The 21787-nt window shown below is 57.9% G+C and carries 20 protein-coding genes; 2 read left to right on the top strand and 18 right to left on the bottom strand.

What is annotated here, in order from left to right:
- Positions 1-29 precede the first annotated feature (29 nt).
- From NFR87_RS02940 to NFR87_RS02970, 7 genes are all read right to left on the bottom strand, one after another.
- Positions 30-722 carry a hypothetical protein gene (locus NFR87_RS02940; protein WP_251446092.1) on the bottom strand — a complete coding sequence of 231 codons (693 nt, stop codon included), beginning with the start codon at positions 720-722 and terminating at the stop codon, positions 30-32.
- 71 nt (positions 723-793) lie between these two features.
- Positions 794-1960 carry a S41 family peptidase gene (locus NFR87_RS02945; protein WP_251446094.1) on the bottom strand — a complete coding sequence of 389 codons (1167 nt, stop codon included), beginning with the start codon at positions 1958-1960 and terminating at the stop codon, positions 794-796.
- Positions 1961-2023: 63 nt separating this feature from the next.
- A complete protein-coding gene (locus tag NFR87_RS02950) occupies positions 2024-3295 on the bottom strand; it encodes a murein hydrolase activator EnvC family protein (protein WP_251446096.1) in 1272 nt (423 codons plus the stop codon).
- Between the two features lie 17 nt (positions 3296-3312).
- On the bottom strand, positions 3313-4212 hold the full coding sequence (ftsX, locus tag NFR87_RS02955) for a permease-like cell division protein FtsX (protein ID WP_251446099.1): 900 nt from the start codon (positions 4210-4212) through the stop codon (positions 3313-3315).
- A complete protein-coding gene (gene ftsE, locus NFR87_RS02960) occupies positions 4196-4888 on the bottom strand; it encodes a cell division ATP-binding protein FtsE (protein WP_251446102.1) in 693 nt (230 codons plus the stop codon). The genes ftsX and ftsE overlap by 17 nt, the downstream gene beginning before the upstream one ends.
- Positions 4889-4995: 107 nt before the next feature.
- The gene (locus tag NFR87_RS02965) at positions 4996-6087 is read right to left on the bottom strand and encodes a PucR family transcriptional regulator (protein ID WP_251446105.1); all 1092 of its coding nucleotides are present in this window, start codon (positions 6085-6087) and stop codon (positions 4996-4998) included.
- Between the two features lie 129 nt (positions 6088-6216).
- Positions 6217-6930: a pseudouridine synthase gene (locus NFR87_RS02970; protein WP_251446108.1), complete on the bottom strand. Its 714-nt coding sequence runs from the start codon at positions 6928-6930 to the stop codon at positions 6217-6219.
- A 164-nt stretch (positions 6931-7094) separates the two neighbouring features.
- Between NFR87_RS02970 and NFR87_RS02975 the strand changes: the two genes are divergently transcribed.
- Positions 7095-7583, top strand: coding sequence for a DUF4830 domain-containing protein (locus NFR87_RS02975; RefSeq protein ID WP_251446111.1), 489 nt, complete (start codon positions 7095-7097; stop codon positions 7581-7583).
- A 305-nt stretch (positions 7584-7888) separates the two neighbouring features.
- Here the strand turns inward: NFR87_RS02975 and NFR87_RS02980 are convergent, their stop codons facing one another.
- The 11 genes from NFR87_RS02980 to NFR87_RS03030 all read right to left on the bottom strand — a co-directional run bounded on the left by NFR87_RS02980 (position 7889) and on the right by NFR87_RS03030 (position 19989).
- Positions 7889-9886 (bottom strand): FAD-binding protein, encoded by a 1998-nt coding sequence (locus tag NFR87_RS02980; RefSeq protein ID WP_251446113.1) that lies wholly within the window; start codon positions 9884-9886, stop codon positions 7889-7891.
- Positions 9883-10743, bottom strand: coding sequence for a MerR family DNA-binding transcriptional regulator (locus tag NFR87_RS02985; protein ID WP_251446116.1), 861 nt, complete (start codon positions 10741-10743; stop codon positions 9883-9885). The genes NFR87_RS02980 and NFR87_RS02985 overlap by 4 nt, the downstream gene beginning before the upstream one ends.
- 257 nt (positions 10744-11000) lie before the next feature.
- Complete coding sequence (locus tag NFR87_RS02990) at positions 11001-11834, bottom strand: mechanosensitive ion channel family protein (RefSeq protein WP_251446119.1); 834 nt, start codon at positions 11832-11834, stop codon at positions 11001-11003.
- A 141-nt stretch (positions 11835-11975) separates the two neighbouring features.
- Positions 11976-13184 (bottom strand): right-handed parallel beta-helix repeat-containing protein, encoded by a 1209-nt coding sequence (locus tag NFR87_RS02995; RefSeq protein ID WP_251446122.1) that lies wholly within the window; start codon positions 13182-13184, stop codon positions 11976-11978.
- A 138-nt stretch (positions 13185-13322) separates the two neighbouring features.
- Positions 13323-14525 (bottom strand): elongation factor Tu, encoded by a 1203-nt coding sequence (tuf, locus tag NFR87_RS03000; protein WP_251446125.1) that lies wholly within the window; start codon positions 14523-14525, stop codon positions 13323-13325.
- A gap of 103 nt (positions 14526-14628) precedes the next feature.
- Positions 14629-16737: an elongation factor G gene (gene fusA / locus NFR87_RS03005; protein ID WP_251446128.1), complete on the bottom strand. Its 2109-nt coding sequence runs from the start codon at positions 16735-16737 to the stop codon at positions 14629-14631.
- 16 nt (positions 16738-16753) lie between these two features.
- Positions 16754-17224: a 30S ribosomal protein S7 gene (rpsG, locus tag NFR87_RS03010; RefSeq protein WP_251446131.1), complete on the bottom strand. Its 471-nt coding sequence runs from the start codon at positions 17222-17224 to the stop codon at positions 16754-16756.
- A 194-nt stretch (positions 17225-17418) separates the two neighbouring features.
- Entirely contained in the window at positions 17419-17841 is a 423-nt protein-coding gene (rpsL, locus tag NFR87_RS03015; RefSeq protein WP_251446134.1) for a 30S ribosomal protein S12, read from the bottom strand.
- A gap of 84 nt (positions 17842-17925) precedes the next feature.
- Entirely contained in the window at positions 17926-18171 is a 246-nt protein-coding gene (locus NFR87_RS03020) for a ribosomal L7Ae/L30e/S12e/Gadd45 family protein (RefSeq protein ID WP_251446137.1), read from the bottom strand.
- Positions 18172-18374: 203 nt separating this feature from the next.
- The gene (sfsA, locus tag NFR87_RS03025) at positions 18375-19055 is read right to left on the bottom strand and encodes a DNA/RNA nuclease SfsA (protein ID WP_251446140.1); all 681 of its coding nucleotides are present in this window, start codon (positions 19053-19055) and stop codon (positions 18375-18377) included.
- 28 nt (positions 19056-19083) lie between these two features.
- Positions 19084-19989, bottom strand: coding sequence for a LysR family transcriptional regulator (locus NFR87_RS03030; protein ID WP_251446143.1), 906 nt, complete (start codon positions 19987-19989; stop codon positions 19084-19086).
- A gap of 224 nt (positions 19990-20213) precedes the next feature.
- On the opposite strand from NFR87_RS03030, the gene NFR87_RS03035 reads away from it, so the two are divergent.
- On the top strand, positions 20214-21608 hold the full coding sequence (locus NFR87_RS03035) for a tryptophanase (RefSeq protein WP_251446146.1): 1395 nt from the start codon (positions 20214-20216) through the stop codon (positions 21606-21608).
- The last annotated feature ends 179 nt before the right edge of the window (positions 21609-21787 follow it).

Below are 21787 nucleotides of genomic sequence, written 5' to 3' on the forward strand. Positions count from 1 at the left end.
TAGTATTATATGTATTTTCTCCCTTTCTGTCAAGGCCGATTCGCCGGGATCACCGCCAGCTCCTCCACCTTCACCCGGCCGGTCTCCCACAGCAATTCTAAAAAAGGAAGTTCCGGAAGCCCTTGGGGCAAAAGGGCGCCCGGCAGAGTCACCGTCAGCCCCTCCAGTGCCGGCTCGCCCCAGAGCCGCAAAGCTTTCCCCCCAACGGCAGACCGGGGCGACAGCTCCAGTGCGACCTGGGGTTCCGGGCCCAGTCCCAGGTGGATGGGCGCCGCGCCGTAGCGGGTGCGGAGATGGGCGCCCAGCGCCTCTTCCCCCCGGTCAAAGTCCAGGAAAAGCGTCCCCACCTGGGGGCACAGGGTCTGGGCCAGCGTCCAGGCCCAGACGTCGGCCTCCTCCCCCCGGAGTGCCACCCGGCGCTCCCGGAGCGGCATGTCCTCCAGCAGAAAAAGCGCCATTCGGCCTCCCATGGCCCGGTACAGCGGGAGGGGTTCCACCAGGCGCAGGCCCCAACGTTCCAACAGCTGCGTGCTTTCAAGGCCGGGGGAGGCCAGCACCCTCTTCACCCCCCGGCGGCGGAGGGCCTTCGCCCCCTGGTGCAGCCGCCGCTCCGGCCGGCCCGGCGGCAGAGCGGCTTTCAGCAGTGGAAACCCCAGGGGCCCCGCTGCGGTCAGTCGGGGCCAAGGGCGCCATTTCTCCGCCCGATCCAGCCAGCCTACCATGGTCTTCCCCCCTCGGGGGAGAATATGCGAAGGCCGGAGCGGATATGTTCCGCCCCGGCCCTTCCTGTATCCTAGAATCCCAGCAGCTCCACAGCCTTTTGGAGCTGGTCGTCCTCCTCCAGGGGAAGCTGGCCCGCCGCCAGGAGAAGCTCTTTCTCCTCCGCCAGGGACAGCTGCGCGTCCAGCGTCACCCCCGTGCCGACGAGAGAGACGCCCGCCCCCGTGGCATAGCGGGCGGTGGAAAGATTCAGCGCCCCGCCGTTAAAGAGGGGCACCACCTGCTGCGAATATCCCTTCCCCGAGGTCTCCTCCCCCACAATGGGGGCCCCTGCACTCTCCTGGAGCTGGGCGGCGAAGAACTCGGCGGCGGAATAGGTGCCGGCATTGACCAGGGTGGCCATGGGCAAGTTTACATAATTTTCATCGGACTCCACCACAGATTCCTGCCCGCTCTTGCTCCAGGTACGAAAGATGGGCCCCTCCGGCAGAAGGCCATCCAGCATTTTGGTAAGCTCATCGACATAGCCGCCGCCATTGTTTCGCATGTCGAAGACCAGGGCCTTGGCCCCCTGCTCCTCCAGCTCCCGGGCAGCCTGGAGAACCCAATCGGCGCTGTTGGTGTAGAAGTTGTCCAGTTTTATGTAACCCAATCCATTTTCCAAAAGCTGGCTGTGGACAGCTTCGTTGTTCACAGCCGCCCGTGTCAGCTCCACCTGCCGTTCCTCCCCGGTCTGGGCCAGAACAGTAAGGGTGAGGCGCGTTCCCTCCTCCCCGGAGATGTGATCCACCCCCTCATATCTGGCCTCTCCGGCTAAGGAGCCGCCATTCACGGCGGTGATGACCTCTCCTGTCTTCACCCCCGCCTTGCCGGCGGGGCCGTCCGAGCGGACGGTGAGGATGAGCAGGCCCCGCTCGTCGGTGTAGCTGACAGTGACGCCGATGCCCACATAGGTGTTGGTGCGGCGCTGATTCTGGGCGGCATAGCCCTCGGCGTCCAGATAGTAGCTCCACCGGTCGCCCAGGCCGGTCACCAGTCCCCGCATGGTGTCGTCGATAGCCTTATCCTGGTCATACTCCCCCACAAACTGAGTGCGGGCGGCTCCCCATGCCTCCAGCAGGGTCAGGCCGTGGGGGCCGATGACCAGCCATAGGGTCACACAGAGGGCAAAGGCCGCCAGCAGTGCCCCCACTGCCCCGGCCAGAAGCAGATGCAATTTGGAAAAACGTGGCTCTTTCATGGCATTTTTCTCCTTTTTTTCAAAAGAGAAGCGGGCGGAGACCGCTCCGCCCGCTGTTTCTCATCAACCGTAGGGATAGCTGAAATTCACACCGGGGAACATGTCCCTGGGATCCTGCCGCACGCCGTTGACCTTCAGCTCCAGATGGAGGTGGTTTCCGCTGGCGGAGCCGGTCATTCCCACATAGCCCAGCACCTGGCCCTGGCTGACCACCTGGCCCTCGCTCACCGCCCGGGAGGTCATGTGGGCATAGAGGGTCGTCCTGCCATTGCCGTGGCTGACCACCACATAGTTGCCATAGGAGCTGGGGGCGTATGCCGAGGTGATGACCACGCCGCCCTGAACGGCGTAGATCTCGGTATTCTTGGGGGCGGCGATGTCGATGCCCGTGTGGTTATTGGGCTTTTTCGTCAGAGGGTGGGTGCGCCAGCCAAACTTGGAGGTGATGGAGGTATTACTGCTGGGCAGCGGGTAGTAATAGCCGGAGCCGGTGGTGAAGTTGGCGGCCCGGATCAGCTCCTCCAGTTCCTTCTCCTTCTTGGCGATCTGGGTGGCGATGGCCTTCTCCTCCGCCTCCTGGGCGGCCACCAGGGCCTCCGCCTTGTCGGCCTGGGTCTTCAACTCGTCGAAGAGGGCCTGGGCCTCGGCCACTTTGGCGGCCTGCTCGGCGCGCTGCACGTCCAAAACTGCCTTCTGCTCGTCCAGCTCGCCCTTGCTGGTATTGAGCTCGGCCAGGGTGGTCTCCACCGCCTGGCGGGCCGCCACCAGCGCCTCCACCACAGAGTTGTCGTATTCCATGATCAGGTCTACCATGGCCAGCCGATCCAGCAGGTCAGAAAAGTCATTGGCGGCAAAGAGCACCGACCAGTAGGAGATGTCTCCCGACTCCTCCATGGAGCGGGCCCGCTGGCAGAAGCGTGCGTAGGCCGCATCCTCCCTGGCCTGGGCCTCGGCCAGAGCGGCCTCCTGCTCGGCGATAAGGGCGTTGTAGAGGTCGATCTGCCCCTGGGTGTTGGACAGCTGTGCGTCAATGGCATAGAGCTCCTGATCCAAAAGCTGCTTGCGTTGAAGGGCCTGGGCCTTATCGCTCTCAATGGCCTTGAGCTGATCCTCCAGCTCCTTACGCCGGGCGGTGGCGTCGGCGGCGTCCCCCTTTAGTCCGGAGATCTGGTTTTTCAGCTCGCTCTGGGTGGCGGCGTTGGCAAAGCCCGACAGGTTCCCCAGCAGGGGCAGAACCAGGGCCGCCACCATCAGCAGGGCCAGGCCGGCCACAAAAAGCCGCCGCCAGTCTGCCCGGCTGTTTTTTTTCTTCTTAGGTGAAGGCTTATCTTTCAAGGATTCTTCCCTCCTACTCACACCTGCAGGAATTTGCGAATGGCCATGACCGAGCCGCCGGTGCCCACGATAAGGCCGGTACCGGCGAACACCCCCAGCACCTTGAGCCAGATCTCCTGAAAGGGAACCACGCTCAAAAGCTGGAAGGTCTCCCCGGTGTCGATAGCCCGGGTGATGAGCTCGTAGATGCCCCACTGGCAGAAGAAGGCCAGCACCGCGCCCATAAGGCCCAGGATCATTCCCTCAAAGATAAAGGGGCCCCGGACAAAGCCGTTGGTGGCGCCGCACATCTTCATAATGGCGATCTCCTCCCGCCGGCTGAAGGTACCCAGGCGGATGGTGTTGTAAATGATGAACACAGAGATAAACAGCAGCAGTACGATGAGGATGGCCGCCACACCGGCGGACACGTTGCGCACCAGCACGAAGCCCTCGGCCACCTCGGGGGCGGCCTGATGGCCCTGGATCCCCTCCACGGCCTCCACCGCGTCCACCGTCTCCTGGATCCGGCTCAGATCCTCCATGTGGATGGCGTACCGATCCCGAAACACCTGGGGGGGAAGCTCGGAATAGAGGTCGGCATTGGCGTCGCTGGCGTACTTCGCGGCATAGTTCTGCTGGGCCGTCTCCTTGCTCTCAAAGGTGACGGCCGTCACATTGGGGATGGTCTCGATCTGGCTTTTCAGCGCCAGGGCCTGCTCCCGGGTGTAGGTCTCGTCCACAAAGGCCAGGAACTGGTTGTCCTGCTCCAGCTTGCCCAGTTCCTGCTCCAGGTTCAGGGCCACCAGAGAAAAGGAGCCCATGATAATGAGGCAGGCCACGATCATAAAGACCGCGGCAAAGGACATGAGCCCGTGGGTAAAGATGGAGTGGAAGCCCTCAGAGAGGTAGTAACCGAAATTATATGATCTCTTCATTTTTATAGTACCCGCCTGTCTCGTCGCTGATGATACGGCCGTTCTCAATGGCTACTACCCGCTTGGAAAAGCGGTTCACAAGTTCCTTTTCATGGGTGACCACCAGCATGGTGGTGCCCAGCTCGTTGATCTTCTCCAGCAGCAGCATGATCTCCTGGGAACGGGCCGGATCCAGATTGCCCGTGGGCTCGTCGGCAATGATCATCTGGGGATTATTGACCAGCGCCCGGGCAATGGCCACCCGCTGCTGCTCGCCGCCGGAGAGCTGGTTGGGGTAGCGGTCGCCCTTATAGTTGAGCCCCACCAGATCCAGCACATAGGGGATCCGCTTCTTGATCTCCCGGGGGGAGGCGCCCACCGCCCGCATGGCGAAGGTCAGGTTGTCCCACACCGTCTTCTTGTCGATGAGCCGGAAGTCCTGGAAGATGACCCCCAGGGTACGGCGCATGTAGGGTACCTGGCTGGGCCGGATATTGCCCAGGTTGTAGCCGTTGACCATGATCCGCCCTCCAGTGGGCTGTATCTCCCCGGTGATGAGCTTGATAATGGTGGACTTTCCTGAGCCTGACGGCCCTACCAGGAACACGAACTCCCCGTCCTTGATGCGCAGGTCGATGCCCTTCAGGGCCCGGGTGCCGTTATCATAGGTTTCGTGGATATCCAAAAGCTGAATCATGCCCTGCTCCTCATAAAGCGATTGACAATCGAACCCGGGCCTTGCCGCCGCGTTTGATTGTCAATCGTTCATTGGTATTTCGTCGTTGGGCCCGGCGGCCCGCTTCTTCAGTCCTCGATCCCTCTGGAGATGAGGTATTTCTTCACCATCAGAGCCACCTTGAAGGTGATGGCGTCGTCAAATTCCCGCAGGTCAAGGCCGGTGAGCTTCTTGATCTTCTCCAGCCGGTAGACCAGGGTATTGCGGTGGACAAAGAGTTTCCGGGCGGTCTCAGAGACGTTCAGGTTGTTCTCAAAGAACTTGTTGATGGTGAACAGGGTCTCCTGATCCAACGCATCGATGGGGTTTTTCTTGAAGACCTCCCGGAGGAACATCTCGCACAGGGTGGTGGGCAGCTGATAAATGAGCCGCCCGATGCCCAGGTTGTCATAGTTGATGATGGTGCGCTCGGTGTCGAAGACCTTGCCCACCTCGATGGCCAGCTGGGCCTCCTTGTAAGAGCGGGCCAGATCCCGGATGTTGGTGACCACCGTGCCGATGCCCACCACCGTCTTCAGTCCCAGCTCAGCGGCCAGGGTCTCCTCGATCTGTTGGGCGATCTTGTCCAGACGCTTGCCCTCCGCCCCCTCGGGCATCTGCTTGATGACGGCCACGTCGGTCTCATTGATGGACAGGACGAAGTCGGTCTGCTTGTCGGGGAAGATACCCTGAATGGTATCGATCATGGCCGGGTCGGCGGGCTCCGGCTGGCGCACCAGGAACACGCCCCGGGGCACGTCGCAGATAAAGTGGAGCTCCTTGGCCCGGACGTAGATGTCGCCCAAAAGGATATTGTCAGAGATGATGTTCTTGACAAAGGTGCCCTTGTTATGCTTTTCCTCGTAGTTCTGTTTGGCACCGTTGAAGGCCACGGTGGCCAGGCAGCACAGGCTCTTGGCCGTGTCGTCCTCCCCCTGGACAAAGCCGGCGTAATCAAACTGAGTGCCCCAGCTGCTCAGAGCCTTGAAGGTGCGGCCCTCAAACTGGACAAAGCCGCTGTCGGCGGCATTGATACTCTCCACGACCCCCGCCCAGCGTTCTCCCACCAGGGAGAGCTCGTCACAGGCCACCACCGTACCCTCTGCGTCGATCACACCGATCACACGGTCGGTTCCTTCCTTCATCTGAAGCACGACACTCTGAAAGATCCTGTTCGACATGGGGAACCCTCCTTGCACAAATTCCGCATACAGCGGGAGCTTATACTCACTGTTCTCTATTATAGCGGCTTTTTTCTCCGTTTTCAATAGCAATTGACAATTTTTTTGTGGAAAATGCCGAAAAGTCTCTCATTGTTTCCCTTCCACTGCCCGCAGAGCGGCTATCTCCGCCTCTGTCAGCGCCCGCCAGGCCCCCTCTTCCAGGCTCTCGTCCAAGGTCAGGGGGCCGAAGGTGAGCCGCTTGAGGAAGACGACGCTCTTTCCTCGGGCGGCGCACATCCGCTTGATCTGGTGGTACTTCCCCTCCCGGAGGGTCACCAGAGCCTCATTGGCGCTCCGCCGCTCCAGCTCCGCCGGGAGGCACCGGAGCCCATCGGACAACGTCATCCCCGCCCGGAAAGCGGCCGTGTCGTCCTCGTCCAGAACACCCTCCACCCGCACCAAATAGGTCTTATCCACATGGCGGCGGGGGGAGAGAAGGGCGTGGGCCAGGGCTCCGTCGTTGGTCAGCAGAAGGAGGCCCACCGTATCCTTGTCCAGCCGTCCCGCCGGGAAAAGGCCGATCCTTTGCAGGTGCTCCGGCAGCAGGGAGAGCACTGTGGTCTCCCGGGGATCATCCGTGGCGGAGACCAGCCCGGCGGGCTTATGGAGCATCAGGTACGCAAGCCGCTGTCCGGAGACAGTCTCCCCGTCCACCTGGAGAAGGGCGGTGTCCGGGAACTTCTCCTCCCGGCGGAGCTTCACCTCCCCCTCCACCTTTACCCGGCCGGCGCGGATAAGCTCAGCCGCCTCTTTTCGGGACCAGCGGCCGGTGCCCGCCAGCAGCTTCTCCAACCGTTCCATGCAAGGCCCTCCTTTCGATACGATCCATTTTCCCCCAGGGGCGGCGCGCCGCGAAGGGCAAAATCATTTCAGCAGGATGGTAAAATACCAGAGCTATTTTATCATATGACAAGCCCTTTTTCCATATCAATGGAGCAAAGTCAAAAAGGCAAGGGGCGGTCAATATGTTGATTTGGACGGCAAAGGTAAACCGGCGAAAGATCGGTCTGGCGCTGATGGGTGCGGTGATCCTGGGCGCGGCCGCGGTGGCGGCCACGGTCTTCTGGGGTGGAGACGCTCAGGCCTCCGCCTCCATGAGCCCCAAGGGGGTAAAGACCGCCGAGGATCGGGCGGCCTATTTGGAGAGCTGGGGCTGGCAGGTGGAACCCGAGGCCGTCAGCGTGGAGGAGCTGGAGATGCCGGAGACCTTCGGCGAAGAGTACAGCCAGTACCTGGAGCTTCAGGCCGCTCAGGGCTTCGACCTGACCAAATACGCCGGCAAGCGGATCAAGCGGTACACCTTGAACGTACTCAACTATCCCGGCGGAACGGAGGGGGTTCAGGCCCATCTCCTCCTGTGCAAAAACACCGTCATCGGCGGGGAGATCCTGGGAGAGGGCTTTCTCCATGGTCTTTCCATGCCTGATGGGCAGCAAAAAGAGGCTCCGTGTTAGGGCAGAGGGCTTTTGTTGTGCCCCTCTGAAAAAATTTTTGGAATTCCGATGGATGTATATTGGGGTACAACGAAAAGAAAAAGATAAAAATTTTCCCCCGCCAATGGGAACATTTGGCGGGGGAAAAGCATCTTTATAGTAGTTGCTGCATTTCCATCCGGGCGATGTCTCCCACCCGGGGTCATGGTCTGCTCCTCCTTTCGGCTCACACTCCGCCGCCGAATTCGGAGAAGGTCAGGCTGGGGTCGCGCTCCGCTGTCCAGTTTATACCGCCCACCGGGAGAGGAAAAGGAAAGGGTGAACGCTCATTTGACGCTTTGAGCGTATCGGACAGCATCCTGTCCGGCAGTTTTACCGGAGACAAAACTCCAGGAATGGGCTACGCCGCCATAGTCGATATAGCCGGTGTCCTTGGTGAAGAGAACACCCATAGAGTTGGTGCCACAGGCATACAGACCGGGGATCACGTTACCTTCCGTGTCCAGAACCTGGATGTTTTCATTGACATCCAAAGCGCCATTGGTAGAGTAGCAGTAAGCCCGGGCTTTGATCGCATAGTAGTGGGCGCTGTTTTCATGGAGAGGGATCAGCAGGCTGGGATCTTTGCCGAACTCTTTGTCCTCGCCGGCGGCGCAGGCGGCGTTGTAAGTCGCGCAGGTGTCTACCAGGCCGGTCATATCCAACTGCTTTTGCAGGTCCTCCAGGCTGTCACCCCGGAAGAGCGTACCCGCTGCCAGGGCACCCTCAATCACAACATCCAGATCAGAGATGGGTTCCTCGGCGTTGAGTACATAGGCAGGGTTTCCATGGGGATACCACGCAGGATCGCTGAAGTCCTGGGTATTCGTCATGAAGTATACCGAATCCAACCCCTCGTTTTTCACATGGTCCATGTACTCCTGGTCCACGATGGTATAGTAATACTCGCTGCCCGCTTTCCAGTAACTTTCGGCGGGGGTAAAGCCGCTGCCCTCATTCGTGAAGCGTTTGCCGCCTTCGTTGACGCAGAGCAGATCGGCACTGTTGGCTATAGAGGAGAGAACCTTGTTATGAGAAGGGGTCACACCCTCCAGATGCAGGATGGAGGCAGTTCGCCCGGCATGAGCCATACCGGCGCTGTCCATGCTGTAAGTTCCGGCGCCTAAATTGTCCATGGCATCGACAAGCAGTACGCCGTCGTTCTGATACATGCCGTGGAGCCGAAGAGGATAGCCGAACATTTCCTTACACAGCTCGGCGTTGCCGCCGAAGCCGCCGGTGCAGAGGATGACGGCTGGGGCGTGGATCTCATAGGTGGTGCCGTCGTAGCGAACCGCTCGGATACCGGCGACCCTGCCGGAGGCATCGGTAAGGATCGCTGTGCCCTTGAGCTCCAGCATATACTGGTTTTTCTCGTTATATTCGTTGGCACGCTCCAATGCGTTTTGATACATTTGCCGTGGCGTTTGCTCAGCGGTCAGATAGAAAGACATGACGGGCAGGTCCGGGTAGGAAAAGGGAGAGGGAGCGGCAAAAGTAAAACCGTAATTTTCCACCAGCCAATCTATCGTATCACCCGACTGACGGACGATCAGCTCTACACAGGATCTTTTGGCTCCGTCAGCGGTATCTTCCATCCAGCGGTCGATAAAGGCGTCCTCATCCACCGGGGTAATCGTTTCACCCATAGTGGCGGGGAAGGTGGGATTGACGGCCATAGGACCGCTGGTGACTACGGAGGTGCCGCCTACATTAGCTGCAGAATCTAAGCCAAATACAGCCGCACCAGTTTCTGCCGCACTGAGATAGGCAGCCACACCGGAGGCTCCCAGGCCGACTACGATCACATCGTAGTCGTCAATGCTGACTATATCGGTTTTTTTCTCCACAGGGATATACCAATCACTGGGCTTGCCGCCGGCGGCTTTGATAGCATCGGAAACGGCGGACTTAATACCGGCAGAGGAAAGGGTGGCGCCAGTGATGGAGTCCACAGACAGACTCTGATACTCCAAGATGCGGGGGATCAGATTGTCAATGACGGATTCGATGATGCCGTCGTCGTACTCGGAGGACTCCCCGCCCCGGTCAGTCACTTCAATGGCCTTGATCCCGCCGCCTTCAATGGTGACATCCACCGAAAAGGGCATAGAGTAGCTGTTGCCGTAGACTGTCTGGGAGTATACTCCATCTTTCAAAGAAGCGGGGGATGCGGAAGGTTGGGTGCTTTCCGTTGGATTTGAGGACTCTTTTGGGGTGGGCTGGCAGGCACATAGGCTAACGGTCATGAGCAGGGCCAGAATCAGCGCAAGGTTCTTTTTCATTCCGATTTCTCCTTTTCGATTGTGTTATGAGATTTGGATGCTTGGATGGGAAGAAAAACTTCCATATAAGAAATGGGAGCCTGAACATATTCAGGAAGAATACGGAGAATGGGATCGTTGGAGACCTCATAGCCCTGTGCGGCAAGCTGCTTCTGAACCTGGAAAAAGCGTGGCGGCCAAGGAGCGTTGTTGTCTACGGTGCAGACAAAATGGCACACCTTATCCAGGCGAATGATCCGATCTGGCTGGGTGAAGAGCTCTGGCTCGTCCAGTAAGGGAATGTATTTTACGTCGATCAGCGCACCGTAGAAGTCAGTGTTTTCCTCAGCCTCCCGGAAGATGGCGGCCCGGTCGGGAAGCACTGCGAAGAAAGTGAGGGGCAGGGCGGCAGTGAGAGCGCGGATGATCGGTTGACGGATCTTATCGTTGATAGCATCGTCGTTACGAAACTGGAGATAGCAGTAAAAAGTGCGCCCAATAGTTTCGATGGAAAGAAAGTCCGGTTCGGTGAGGATGCGTTGAGAGAGGGCTTTGTACTCGTTGAGAGCGTCGTGTTCACAGTTCAGCCGGGCAATGCTCCGTTCGATCTCTTTCAAGCGGCCATTGAGAAGTGCAGGAAAGCCGGGTACGCCGATGGAGCTGGCTGGCTCCAGTGTTTGCTCATAGGAAAGACCACAGGCCCGAAGCAGACGAAAACGGGTTATTTGTGGCGAGCAGTCGATGCTGTAATATCGATAACCATTTACCGGATCTCGCTCCGGCATCAGGATCCCCCGGTCCTCAAAATACCGCAACGTGTCGGGAGAGACCCCCATGAGTTGGGCAAATTCTCCGATTCTGTAATATTGGCCATCCATAAAATACCTCCACATTTAAAGTATAAAAGCTTGGTGCGCTCCAATGTCAAGCTAAATGGGAAAAAGGCAGTACACATTTGGTGTACTGCCCAAAGGGTATATGTTCAGATCCCACCGCCGAATTCGGAGGGCGGCACGAACCGTTCCTATTGGATGATGGATGACCCGGCCTTCATTCTATCCTGCCAAGCCTCTCATTCGCCATCATATGATTTCTTGTGTGCTTTCAGCACATGTACGGCGTCTCTTTTTGTCATTTAATCCTTTACCATATGGACGTTCATGTGAGGATAGGTCATCTCCACCCCCGCGCCGTCAAAGGCCGCCTTCACCTGCTCCAGCAGGTCGAAGTAAACGTCCCAGTAGTCCCCGGTGGCGCACCAGACCCGGAGGATGTACTCCACGGCGCTGTCGCCGTAACCGTTGACCCGGATGACGGGTTCCGGCGAGGGAAAGGTCTTGGGATGCTCCCCCACCACCTTGGCCATGCAGCCCTTCACCGTCTCCGGGGTCGCGTCATAGGACACGGTGAATTTCAGATCCACCCGCCGCTTGTCGTTGGCGGAGTAATTGACGATAGTCTTTCCGGAGATGTCCCCATTGGGGATATGAACCACCTTATTGTCTACGGTGTCCAGCTTGGTATAGACCAGGCCCACCTCTCGAACGGTGCCGCTGACGCCTCCGGCCTCCACAAAGTCTCCGGCGGAAAAGGGGTGGGCGGTGAGGAGCATGATGCCTCCCGCCAGGTTGGACAAGGTTCCCTGCATGGCCAGAGAAACGGCCAGGCCCAGCACGCTGAGAAGGGCCACCAGGCTTGTCATGGGCACCCCCAGATATCCCAGGAGGATGCAGATGGCAATGAGCCACAGGGCCACCTTCAGCCCTGAGCGCAAAAAGGTGCGCACCCCGTGATCCAGCTTGATCCGGCCCATGGCCCGGTCAGCCAGACCCACAAGGATCCGTATGGCCACTACCGAGACCACCAGCAGACACGCCAAAATGGCGGCGGTCTGCCAGGAAAAGTTTTTCACAGTCTCTTCCAGGATATTTAACGTCTCCTGGGCGGTTTCCGTATCCACATTGGGCATATTTCTCTCCCCTTTTCTTTTTGTCGGGTCGTCATTCCGCCGCAGTACGAAACCTTCCACGGCGTTTTGCAGTGTGGCTATCTTACCACATTTTCCTGCGGCGGACAAGGCCCCGCTCCTCTCCGCACCGCCACCCGTCTCTTAATACCCTGCTGTCTCTGTTACCGCGACATCTTCCAGTCCCACGCAGTTTTCAAACACCGCGCCGCCCCCTTTCCAAACCAAGGAGACCTCAGTGCCGGCAATGTTGTCAGAGAAGGTACAGTCGCGGAACAGCACGTCCAGGGCGCCGCGGCACTCCACCAGCTCATTTACCTCGTTTTCCCGGAAGGTGCAGTTTTCAAAGAGCACATCCCGGCTGTCCCATAAGCTCACCAGGGAAAATTTCCGGCAGTTTTCCACGAGGGTGTCGGTCACCACGATGTGTCTGCCGGAAAAGTCAAAGGCCCCGTAGGAGCAATTGGAGACCACGCAGTCCTCCACCCGCAGCCAGTTCGTCCCCCTCGTGCTCACGCCATAGGTTCCGCTGCCGTCCAGGGTGCAGTCCTTCACCGTCACATATTTGCAGTCGTCAAACTCCAAAACGTCTCCCAGGCAATAACCCGGCTCCACATCATGCTTGGCAAAGACCCCCTCCACCCGGACATGGGTGCAGTCCTGAAAACGCAGCACGTCGGCGTAACGGTAGGGCGTCACCAGACAGACCCCCTCCCCGCCCCGGAGGGTCAGGTTGGTCACGTCCCGGATGACCACATCGAACCCGCCACCGGAGAGAACGTCCTCCACCGTCACATAGATCATCATGGTCTGTCTCCAGTCCAGGGTGGAAAAATCATAGACTCCCGGCGCCAGAAGGATCTCCGTGTCGGGTGCGACAGCGTCCACTAGCTCCCGGACTGTGGAGACCTCCACCTGCTTTTGGGGCCGCTCCAGGGTCACCGCCCCCGCCTCGCCGTCCCAACCAACGGCGATGCCAAGCGCCTCGGCCACGCCCCGGAGGGGAACGTAAATTACCGCACCCCGGCGTTCCACAGGGCAAGGCAGGGGTATTTTTTCACCTTGCTCATTGGAAAGGGCGTCATATCCCACTGACGTCGATACCATGTGACCGCCTCGCGTCACCGTGATGATATTTTCGCCTCCCACGGCCTGTTCGATCTTAGCTACAGCTCCTGTCTCATCGCAGAAGGCGGACAGGGGAACCATGGTAACTCCGTTTTCCGCCTCCGCCTCCAGCGCCAGAGGAAAACCGCCGCAGAGAACTGTCACCGGTTCTGCCGCCCAGGTGCTTCCCGCCAGGCACACAAGGGAAAAAAGGGCCGCAATGAAAAATCTGCCGTATTTTTTCATAGGAAACTCCCTCCTTTTATTATCATTCTATCACGCCGCCTACCCTTGCGCAAGTCTCCCGGCCTCCTCTTCCGGCCCCTTGCGCAAAAAAAGAGAGCCAGTCTTTCGACTGGCTCTCTTCCTTATTTGAGGTGTGAATTACTCGTTGACCTTGATGACAACGCCGGAACCCACGGTGTGGCCGCCCTCGCGGATAGCGAAGCGGAGGCCCTCCTCGATGGCGATGGGGGTGATCAGCTCCACGTCCATCTCCACGTTATCGCCGGGCATGCACATCTCAACGCCAGCAGGCAGGGAGATGACGCCGGTCACGTCGGTGGTACGGAAGTAGAACTGAGGACGATAGTTGTTGAAGAAGGGGGTGTGACGGCCGCCCTCGTCCTTGGTCAGGACGTAGACCTGGCCGCGGAACTTGGTGTGGGGATGAATGGAGCCGGGCTTGGCAATGACCTGGCCGCGCTCGATGTCGGTCTTGGCGATACCACGCAGCAGGGTGCCGATGTTGTCGCCGGCCTGAGCCTCGTCCATCATCTTGTGGAACATCTCGATACCGGTGATAACGGTGGTCTTGCTCTCGTCCATCAGGCCGACGATCTCCACGTTGTCGTTCATCTTCACGACGCCGCGCTCCACACGGCCGGTGGCCACGGTGCCGCGGCCAGAGATGGTGAACACGTCCTCCACGGGCATCAGGAAGGGCTGGTCGACCTTACGGTCGGGAGTGGGGATATAGCTGTCGACAGCGTCCATCAGCTCCTTGATGCAGGCATACTCGGGAGCGGCGGGATCGCTGGAATCGCTGACCAGAGCGTTCAGAGCAGAGCCCTTGATGATGGGGATGTCGTCGCCGGGGAACTCGTACTTGGAGAGCAGCTCGCGCACTTCCATCTCCACCAGCTCCAGCAGCTCGGGATCATCCAGCTGGTCGCACTTGTTCAGGAACACCACGATGGCGGGCACGCCCACCTGGCGGGCCAGCAGGATGTGCTCACGGGTCTGAGCCATGGGGCCGTCGGAGGCGGCGATGACCAGGATGGCGCCGTCCATCTGAGCAGCGCCGGTGATCATGTTCTTGATATAGTCGGCGTGGCCCGGGCAGTCCACGTGAGCATAGTGCCGAGCCTCGGTCTCATACTCCACGTGAGCGGTGTTGATGGTGATGCCGCGCTCCTTCTCCTCGGGAGCCTTATCGATAGCGTCATAAGCCTCGAACTGGGCCTTGCCCTGGAGGGACAGCCACTTGGTGATGGCGGCGGTCAGGGTGGTCTTGCCGTGGTCGACGTGGCCGATGGTGCCGATGTTGACATGGGGCTTGGTACGCTCAAACTTTTGCTTAGCCATGTTAGTATTTCCTCCTTAATTTCCACAATAATGTGTTTTTACATTTTACACGCAGGATTATTTTACAGTATAGACAGGGAAAATGCAACAACAAAATTGCGTTTTAGCCCTCGTCCTTGCGGCCCCGCTCGGCCACGATCTTATCCGCGATGCTCTTGGGGATCTCCACGTAGCTGTGGGGCTCCATAGAGTACTGGCCGCGGCCCTGGGTGGAAGAGCGCAGGTCGGTGGCGTAACCGAACATGCTGGCCAGAGGCACCAGCGCGTCCACCTGCTGGGCGCCGGGCCGGGCCTCCTGGCCCTGGATCATACCCCGGCGGGCGGTCAGGTCGCCGATGACGTTGCCCAGATACTCGTCGGGCACGATGACGGAGACCTTCATAATGGGCTCGAGCAGGATGGGATCGGCCTTGCGCATGGCCTCCTTGAAGGCCATGGAGCCGGCGATCTTGAACGCCATCTCAGAGGAGTCCACCTCGTGGTAGGAGCCGTAGGTCAGGTGCACCTTCACATCCACCACGGGATAGCCGGCCATCACGCCGGCCAGCATGGCGCCCTGGATGCCCTGATCCACCGCGGGGATATACTCCTTGGGGATGACGCCGCCGGTGATCTCATTGAGGAACTCATAGCCCTTGCCGGACTCGTTGGGCTCCACAGTGATGCGGACATGGCCGTACTGGCCCTTACCGCCGGACTGACGGGCATACTTGGTCTCCTGCTCCACCGTCTTCTTGATGGTCTCCTTGTAGGCCACCTGGGGCGCGCCCACGTTGGCCTCCACCTTGAACTCACGGAGCAGACGATCCACGATGATCTCCAGGTGGAGCTCGCCCATACCGGCGATGATGGTCTGGCCGGTCTCCTCATCAGTCCAGGTCTTAAAGGTGGGATCCTCCTCAGCCAGCTTCATCAGGGCGATGCCCATCTTCTCCTGGCCGGCCTTGGTCTTGGGCTCGATGGCCACGCGGATGACGGGGTCGGGGAACTCCATGGACTCCAGAATGATGGGATGCTTCTCATCACACAGGGTGTCGCCGGTGGTGGAGTTCTTCAGGCCCACCACGGCGGCGATATCGCCGGAGAAGACCTCCTCGATATCCTCCCGGTGGTTGGCGTGCATCTGCAGGATACGGCCGATGCGCTCCTTCTGGCCCTTGGTGGCGTTGAGCACCGAGGAGCCGGTGGTCAGGCTGCCGGAATAGACCCGGATAAAGCTCAGCCGGCCCACGAAGGGATCGGTGGCGATCTTGAAGGCCAGAGCGGAGAAGGGGGCGTTGTCGTCGGCGGGACGCTCGTCCTCTTCCTCAGTCTCGGGATTGACGCCCTGAATGGCCGGAATGTCCAGCGGGGAGGGCATATAATCCACGATGGCGTCCAGCAGCTTCTGCACGCCCTTGTTCTTATAGGAAGTTCCGCAGGTCACGGGAACCAGCAGGTTCTCGATGGTGCCCTTGCGCAGGGCCTTGCGGATCATATCCTGGGGCACGTCCTTCTCCTCCAGGACAAGCTCCATGATCTCGTCGTCGATGTCGGCACAGGCGTCCAGCAGCTTGCTGCGGTACTCCTGAGCCAGCTCCATCATGTCGGCGGGGATCTCCTCCACCCGCATATCCTTGCCCATCTCATCGTAGTAGATGTCGGCGTCCATCTCCACCAGGTCAATGATACCCTTGAAGGTCTCTTCCTTGCCGATGGGGAGCTGGATGGGCACGGCATTACACTTGAGCCGGTCATGGATCATGCGCAGCACGTTGTAGAAATCGGCGCCCATGATGTCCATCTTATTGACGTAGATCATGCGGGGCACGCGGTAGGTGTCGGCCTGACGCCAGACGGTCTCAGACTGAGGCTCCACGCCGCCCTTGGCGCACATGACGGTCACAGAGCCGTCCAGCACGCGCAGGGAGCGCTCCACCTCCACGGTGAAGTCCACGTGGCCCGGGGTGTCGATGATGTTCAGGCGGGTCTGGGGGAACTGGTTCTTGGTTCCCTTCCAGTAGCAGGTGGTGGCGGCGGAGGTGATGGTGATACCCCGCTCCTGCTCCTGGGCCATCCAGTCCATGGTGGCAGTGCCGTCATGGGTCTCGCCGATCTTGTAGTTGACACCGGTGTAGTACAGGATCCGCTCGGTGGTGGTCGTCTTGCCGGCGTCGATATGGGCCATGATACCGATATTCCGGGTATCATGCAAAGAAACTTTTCTCGGCATAGTCTATACTCCTCGATTACCAGCGGTAGTGGGCGAAGGCCTGGTTGGACTGCGCCATCTTGTGCACGTCCTCGCGCTTCTTCACCGCGCCGCCGACGCCGTTGGCCGCGTCCATGATCTCGCCGGCCAGCCGCTCCTTCATGGTCTTCTCACCCCGAGAACGGGCATAGCTGGTCAGCCAGCGCAGACCCAGGGTCTGCCGCCGCTCGGGACGAACTTCGATGGGCACCTGATAGGTGGCGCCGCCCACGCGGCGGGCCTTGACCTCCAGGGACGGCATGATGTTCTCCAGACCAGCGGTGAACACCTCCAGGGGATCCTTCCCCTGCTTCTCCTGGATGATATCAAAGGCGCCGTAGACCACCTTCTGGGCCACGCCCTTCTTTCCGTCCAGCATGATGCTGTTGATGAGCTTGGTCACCAAGACGGAATTGTACATGGGATCCGGAAGGATCTCACGCTTGGGTACATTTCCTCTTCTGGGCACTTTGCTTCCCTCCTTCATATAGGAATGATTTCATAGGTACTCGAACGGCTCTGCCGTCCGTGTAAAGACAAGTGCCTGCTTGTCCCAGTGCCTCACAGGAAACGCCCCTATATATAGGTAAGCGCTTCCGCAAGGACAACTGCCTTGCGCGTTTCGCGCGAATGGGTCTTTTGATGGTTCGAAGCAAGCGCCGCTTACTTCTTGCCGGCCTTGGGCTTCTTGGCGCCGTACTTGCTGCGGGCCTGCATCCGGCCGGAGACGCCCTGAGTATCCAGAGAGCCGCGGATGATGTGGTAACGCACGCCAGGGAGATCCTTGACACGGCCGCCGCGGATCATCACCACGGAGTGCTCCTGCAGGTTGTGACCGACACCGGGGATATAAGCGGTGACCTCATAGCCGTTGGTGAGCTTCACACGGGCGATCTTACGAAGGGCCGAGTTGGGCTTCTTCGGGGTCGAGGTACGCACGGCGGTGCACACGCCTCTCTTCTGGGGAGAGGGCAGGTCGGTCTCCTTGTCCTTCAGGGTGTTCAGGCCAAACTGCATGGCAGGAGAGTTGGACTTGTAAGTCGCCTGCTTGCGGCCCTTCCGAACGAGCTGATTGAACGTAGGCATGGTTTTCCTCCTTTCTTTACGGTTGATTTCTATATTTTAACGAGATACCAGTATAAATATCCCGCTAAAACCAAAGCAGAGGGCTTATTCCCGCACCAGGGCGGCCACAGCGGCTCCCACGGAGATCCCACAGGCCTTGCCCAGAGCCTCCATGGAGCACTCCCGCACCATCTCCACGCCCTTTTCTCCGCAGAGGGCTTCGATGGACTCTGTGATCCGGGGATCTGCGTCCTGTGCCAGGAACACCCGCAGAGCTCTGCCGGCCTCCAGCGCCCGCTTGACCTGCTTGGCGCCCGTGACCTTACATTGTGTGGAAAGCTCTGTCAACATGGGTGGCCTCCTATCTGGAAATGGGCGCACTCCTCCCTTGAGAAGAGGCCCACGCAAAATGGAATTATAGCATAGGGTGATTGGCAAGTCAAGGATTTTTCCGTTTTTCAGGCCCTTTTGGAGCAAAAATGGGACGTTCCGCCCGGTATTTCCACCCCGGCGGACGTCCCACTCTCCTTTTTAGAGTTATGTAAACTACCTATTCAAAGCCGAAGGGGCACGGATTCAGTTATGTAAACCTCCTCCGGCGTCACATGGCATGCCCGCGTCAGGATCTCCACTCCGGCCTCCGCCGCCCGGCGGAGCGCCTGACCGAAGGCGGGGTGGGTACGGTCATTGGGAGAAAATCCTTCCGCCCCGGCCATCTGGATCACGAAGCATACAGCCGCCTCGTAGCCCTGCTGCTTTGCCAGCAACAGCTCCTCCAGGTGCTTCACCCCCCGCTCCGTGGGGGCGTCCGGGAAGTACGTCCAGCCCCCCTCCTCCAAGGTGCAGCCCTTCACCTCGACGAACCCCTTTCGCTCTCCCGCTTCCCAGTAGAAGTCGAACCGGGAGTTGCCCCAGGTGGTCTCGGGGCGGAGCAGGGTCAGACCGGGGAGGAAATGACCCGCCTGGGCCCACTCGGCAAACAATCGGTTGGGCGCCTGGGAGTCCATGTTAATGAGCCGCTCTCCCTTCTCCACTGTCACCAGGTCAAAGGCGGTCTTCCGGGCGGGGTTGGGGGACTTCTCCAGGTAGACGGTGCAGCCGGGCACCAGCAGCTCTTTGCACCGGCCGGTGTTCTTCACATGGACGGTGAGTTCCTCTCCATTCAGCAGCACCTTGGCAATGAAGCGGTTAGGCCGGCTCAAAAAGATAGCCTTATGGATATTTTGATAGCGCATCCCCGTCTCCTTTCAAGCTGGGGCACATTTATTTCTTTAATTGCTCCAGCTTATGAATAAACGCTCTCTCATCTGCTGATAGAGCCTTTTCTTCTTTACATATCCACCCCACATAGATCTCAATCTGACAATTTTGTATCGGAATGCTACGAATCCCAAATCGCTCCAGATCCATGCGGCTGACTCCAGGCCCCAATCGAAAAACCGTTGTATCTTGTAAAAAGGATATCATCGCTCCACATCCATTCACAAAAACGGTATTTTTTATCTGGTGGAACTTTACGCCGTCTATTTCCACGCAGGAAGTCAGATTGGAAAAGCAATCGTCAGGCATCCGAACCGGAGCGTATGAGAGAAGCTCACGAAGTTCAACAGAGTCACGATTATACAAAGGACTTTTGGGGCCCACATTTACATACCAGGAATCTTGAAAAAGTTGAGTCAATTGCAGCCTTTTTTGCTTTAATTGGTGCTTCAAAGTCCTGCATTGCTCACTGTTATATACCAAAACGCCAATATCTGCAGCGCCGTTTTCCACGCGTTCAATGACCTCTTTTATGCGACACTCCACCAAATGATAGGAGATATTATTGTGACCAGAACTTTGGCTGTATAGTTCCCCCAGCAGTCGTGGAACAGAAAAGAAGGGATAGGATGCAATAGACAATGTCCGGGAGAGAATTTCCTGCGAAAGGCTGTCAATGATCCCCTTCTGTTCCAAGATCACCTTCGCATGGGAATATAGTTTTTCCCCCATCTCCGTCATTGTAACACCGTGACGGCTGCGCTTCAAAACAGGATATCCCAGTTCCTCCTCCAAATTTTTCATCGCTTTGCTGAGATTTGACTGTGTAACAAACAGCTTTTCTGCCGCCTTATTCATACTTTTACAGTCTGCGATCACCACAAAATATTCCAGCTGGTGTAACTGCATTGCGTTCCCTCTCTATCATTAGTCGTTTTATTGATATGTCGCTTATAAATAAAAGGACTTGGCCGAAACATAAAAATTCCCGTAAAATAATTATAGGCAATCTATATTGTGAAGTCAAGAACGGCAGATCCCCTGTCTAATTATCAGCTTTATTCCCCTGAATACTGCCCGCTCATCTTCCACTGAAGATAACCGGGGTATAATAAATTTTGGAGGTATCCAGCATGTCTACCGCAATGTACATCCCAGAGCCCTTCCGCATTAAATCTGTAGAGCCCTTGAAAATGCTTACCCGGGAAGAGCGGGAAGAAAGGATCCGACAAGCACATTATAACCTCTTCAATCTGCGCAGCGATGACGTCTACATCGATCTTCTCACTGATTCCGGAACAGCTGCCATGAGCTCCGCCCAGTGGGCCGGCGTTATGCAGGGCGATGAATCCTACGCCGGCGCCAAGAGCTATTACAAACTTGTAGACGCCTGCAAAGATATCTTTGGCTATGGCTATATCCAGCCTGTGCATCAAGGCCGGGCCGGTGAAAAAGTTCTCCTTCCCCTTTTGCTGGGCAACGGGAAATTTGCCATTTCAAACATGTTCTTCGACACTACCCGGGCCCATGTGGAGTTGGCCGGCGCCAGGGCGATCGACTGCGTTGTCGACATTGCCAAGGATCCTGCCAAACGCGCTCCCTTCAAGGGAAACATGGATATTGAAAAAATGGAGCAGGCCATCCAGAAGCACGGGGCTGACAAAATCGGACTTGTGGTTATGACCATTACGAACAATGCCGCCGGCGGGCAGCCTGTTTCTATGAAAAATCTCAAAGAAGTTTCTCAAGTGTGCAAGAAGTATGGGATCCCCTTGAGCATTGACGCCGCCCGATATGCGGAGAATGCCTATTTTATCCAGCGTGATGAAGACGGCTATCAGAACACTTCCATTAAGGATATTGTCAGAGAAATGTTCAGCTATGCCGATATGTTTACCATGTCCTCCAAAAAGGACGCCATCGTCAACATGGGCGGTCTCGTTGGTATCAAGGATGAAAATTCTCCTTTGATCTTAGAGCTGAAAGCAAACTGCATCGTGTCGGAGGGCTTTGTGACCTATGGCGGTCTGTCTGGACGTGAGCTGGAGACGCTCGCCATTGGCCTGTATGAAGGTATTGACGAAAACTATCTGCGCTATCGCATTGGTCAGGCCGAGTATTTGGCGTCAAAGCTGGATAGTGCCAAAATCGCCTATCAGGCCCCGGTAGGCGGACATGGGGTATTTGTAGACGCTGCCGCACTCTTTCCCCAGATCCCCTATTATGAGTTCCCCGCCCAGGTGTTGTGCATTGAGCTTTACAAGGAAGCTGGCATCCGCACTTGCGATATCGGCTCCTATATGTTGGGGAATGATCCCGATACCGGCGAACAATTAAAGGCTGATTTTGAGTTTACCCGCCTTGCCCTTCCCCGGCGGGTGTATACCCAGGCCCACCTTGACATCGTTGCCAATGCACTGATCGCGATCAAGGAACGGGCCCCCAAGATCACGCACGGATACAAAATCACTTGGCAGCCTCCGATTCTCCGCCATTTCCAGGCGCATCTTGCCCCTATAACAGAGTGATCAGATAACCACTCTCATGCAACAGGCTGGACGGCTAATCTGTTTTGCGGTCCAGCCTGTTGTATTTATTTATAAAAAAGAAGAGACGGAATAAAAATCCGTCTCTTCTTTGTGTTGGCGTCACCTATTTTACCAGTCCGTTGCCAGACAAGTATCGTCGGCGCAAGTGAGCTTAACTG

The organism is Vermiculatibacterium agrestimuris (genome assembly GCF_943193085.1).
Taxonomy (GTDB): domain Bacteria; phylum Bacillota; class Clostridia; order Oscillospirales; family Oscillospiraceae; genus Vermiculatibacterium; species Vermiculatibacterium agrestimuris.

What these genes read in the sequence shown, in the direction of transcription:
- NFR87_RS02940 (WP_251446092.1), bottom strand. Translation starts at nt 722, where the DNA reads ATGGTAGGCTGGCTGGATCGGGCGGAGAAATGGCGCCCTTGGCCCCGA.
- NFR87_RS02945 (WP_251446094.1), bottom strand. Translation starts at nt 1,960, where the DNA reads ATGAAAGAGCCACGTTTTTCCAAATTGCATCTGCTTCTGGCCGGGGCA.
- ftsX (WP_251446099.1), bottom strand. Translation starts at nt 4,212, where the DNA reads ATGAAGAGATCATATAATTTCGGTTACTACCTCTCTGAGGGCTTCCAC.
- ftsE (WP_251446102.1), bottom strand. Translation starts at nt 4,888, where the DNA reads ATGATTCAGCTTTTGGATATCCACGAAACCTATGATAACGGCACCCGG.
- NFR87_RS02965 (WP_251446105.1), bottom strand. Translation starts at nt 6,087, where the DNA reads ATGTCGAACAGGATCTTTCAGAGTGTCGTGCTTCAGATGAAGGAAGGA.
- NFR87_RS02970 (WP_251446108.1), bottom strand. Translation starts at nt 6,930, where the DNA reads ATGGAACGGTTGGAGAAGCTGCTGGCGGGCACCGGCCGCTGGTCCCGA.
- NFR87_RS02975 (WP_251446111.1), top strand. Translation starts at nt 7,095, where the DNA reads ATGTTGATTTGGACGGCAAAGGTAAACCGGCGAAAGATCGGTCTGGCG.
- NFR87_RS02980 (WP_251446113.1), bottom strand. Translation starts at nt 9,886, where the DNA reads ATGAAAAAGAACCTTGCGCTGATTCTGGCCCTGCTCATGACCGTTAGC.
- NFR87_RS02985 (WP_251446116.1), bottom strand. Translation starts at nt 10,743, where the DNA reads ATGGATGGCCAATATTACAGAATCGGAGAATTTGCCCAACTCATGGGG.
- NFR87_RS02990 (WP_251446119.1), bottom strand. Translation starts at nt 11,834, where the DNA reads ATGCCCAATGTGGATACGGAAACCGCCCAGGAGACGTTAAATATCCTG.
- NFR87_RS02995 (WP_251446122.1), bottom strand. Translation starts at nt 13,184, where the DNA reads ATGAAAAAATACGGCAGATTTTTCATTGCGGCCCTTTTTTCCCTTGTG.
- tuf (WP_251446125.1), bottom strand. Translation starts at nt 14,525, where the DNA reads ATGGCTAAGCAAAAGTTTGAGCGTACCAAGCCCCATGTCAACATCGGC.
- fusA (WP_251446128.1), bottom strand. Translation starts at nt 16,737, where the DNA reads ATGCCGAGAAAAGTTTCTTTGCATGATACCCGGAATATCGGTATCATG.
- rpsL (WP_251446134.1), bottom strand. Translation starts at nt 17,841, where the DNA reads ATGCCTACGTTCAATCAGCTCGTTCGGAAGGGCCGCAAGCAGGCGACT.
- NFR87_RS03020 (WP_251446137.1), bottom strand. Translation starts at nt 18,171, where the DNA reads ATGTTGACAGAGCTTTCCACACAATGTAAGGTCACGGGCGCCAAGCAG.
- sfsA (WP_251446140.1), bottom strand. Translation starts at nt 19,055, where the DNA reads ATGCGCTATCAAAATATCCATAAGGCTATCTTTTTGAGCCGGCCTAAC.
- NFR87_RS03030 (WP_251446143.1), bottom strand. Translation starts at nt 19,989, where the DNA reads ATGCAGTTACACCAGCTGGAATATTTTGTGGTGATCGCAGACTGTAAA.
- NFR87_RS03035 (WP_251446146.1), top strand. Translation starts at nt 20,214, where the DNA reads ATGTCTACCGCAATGTACATCCCAGAGCCCTTCCGCATTAAATCTGTA.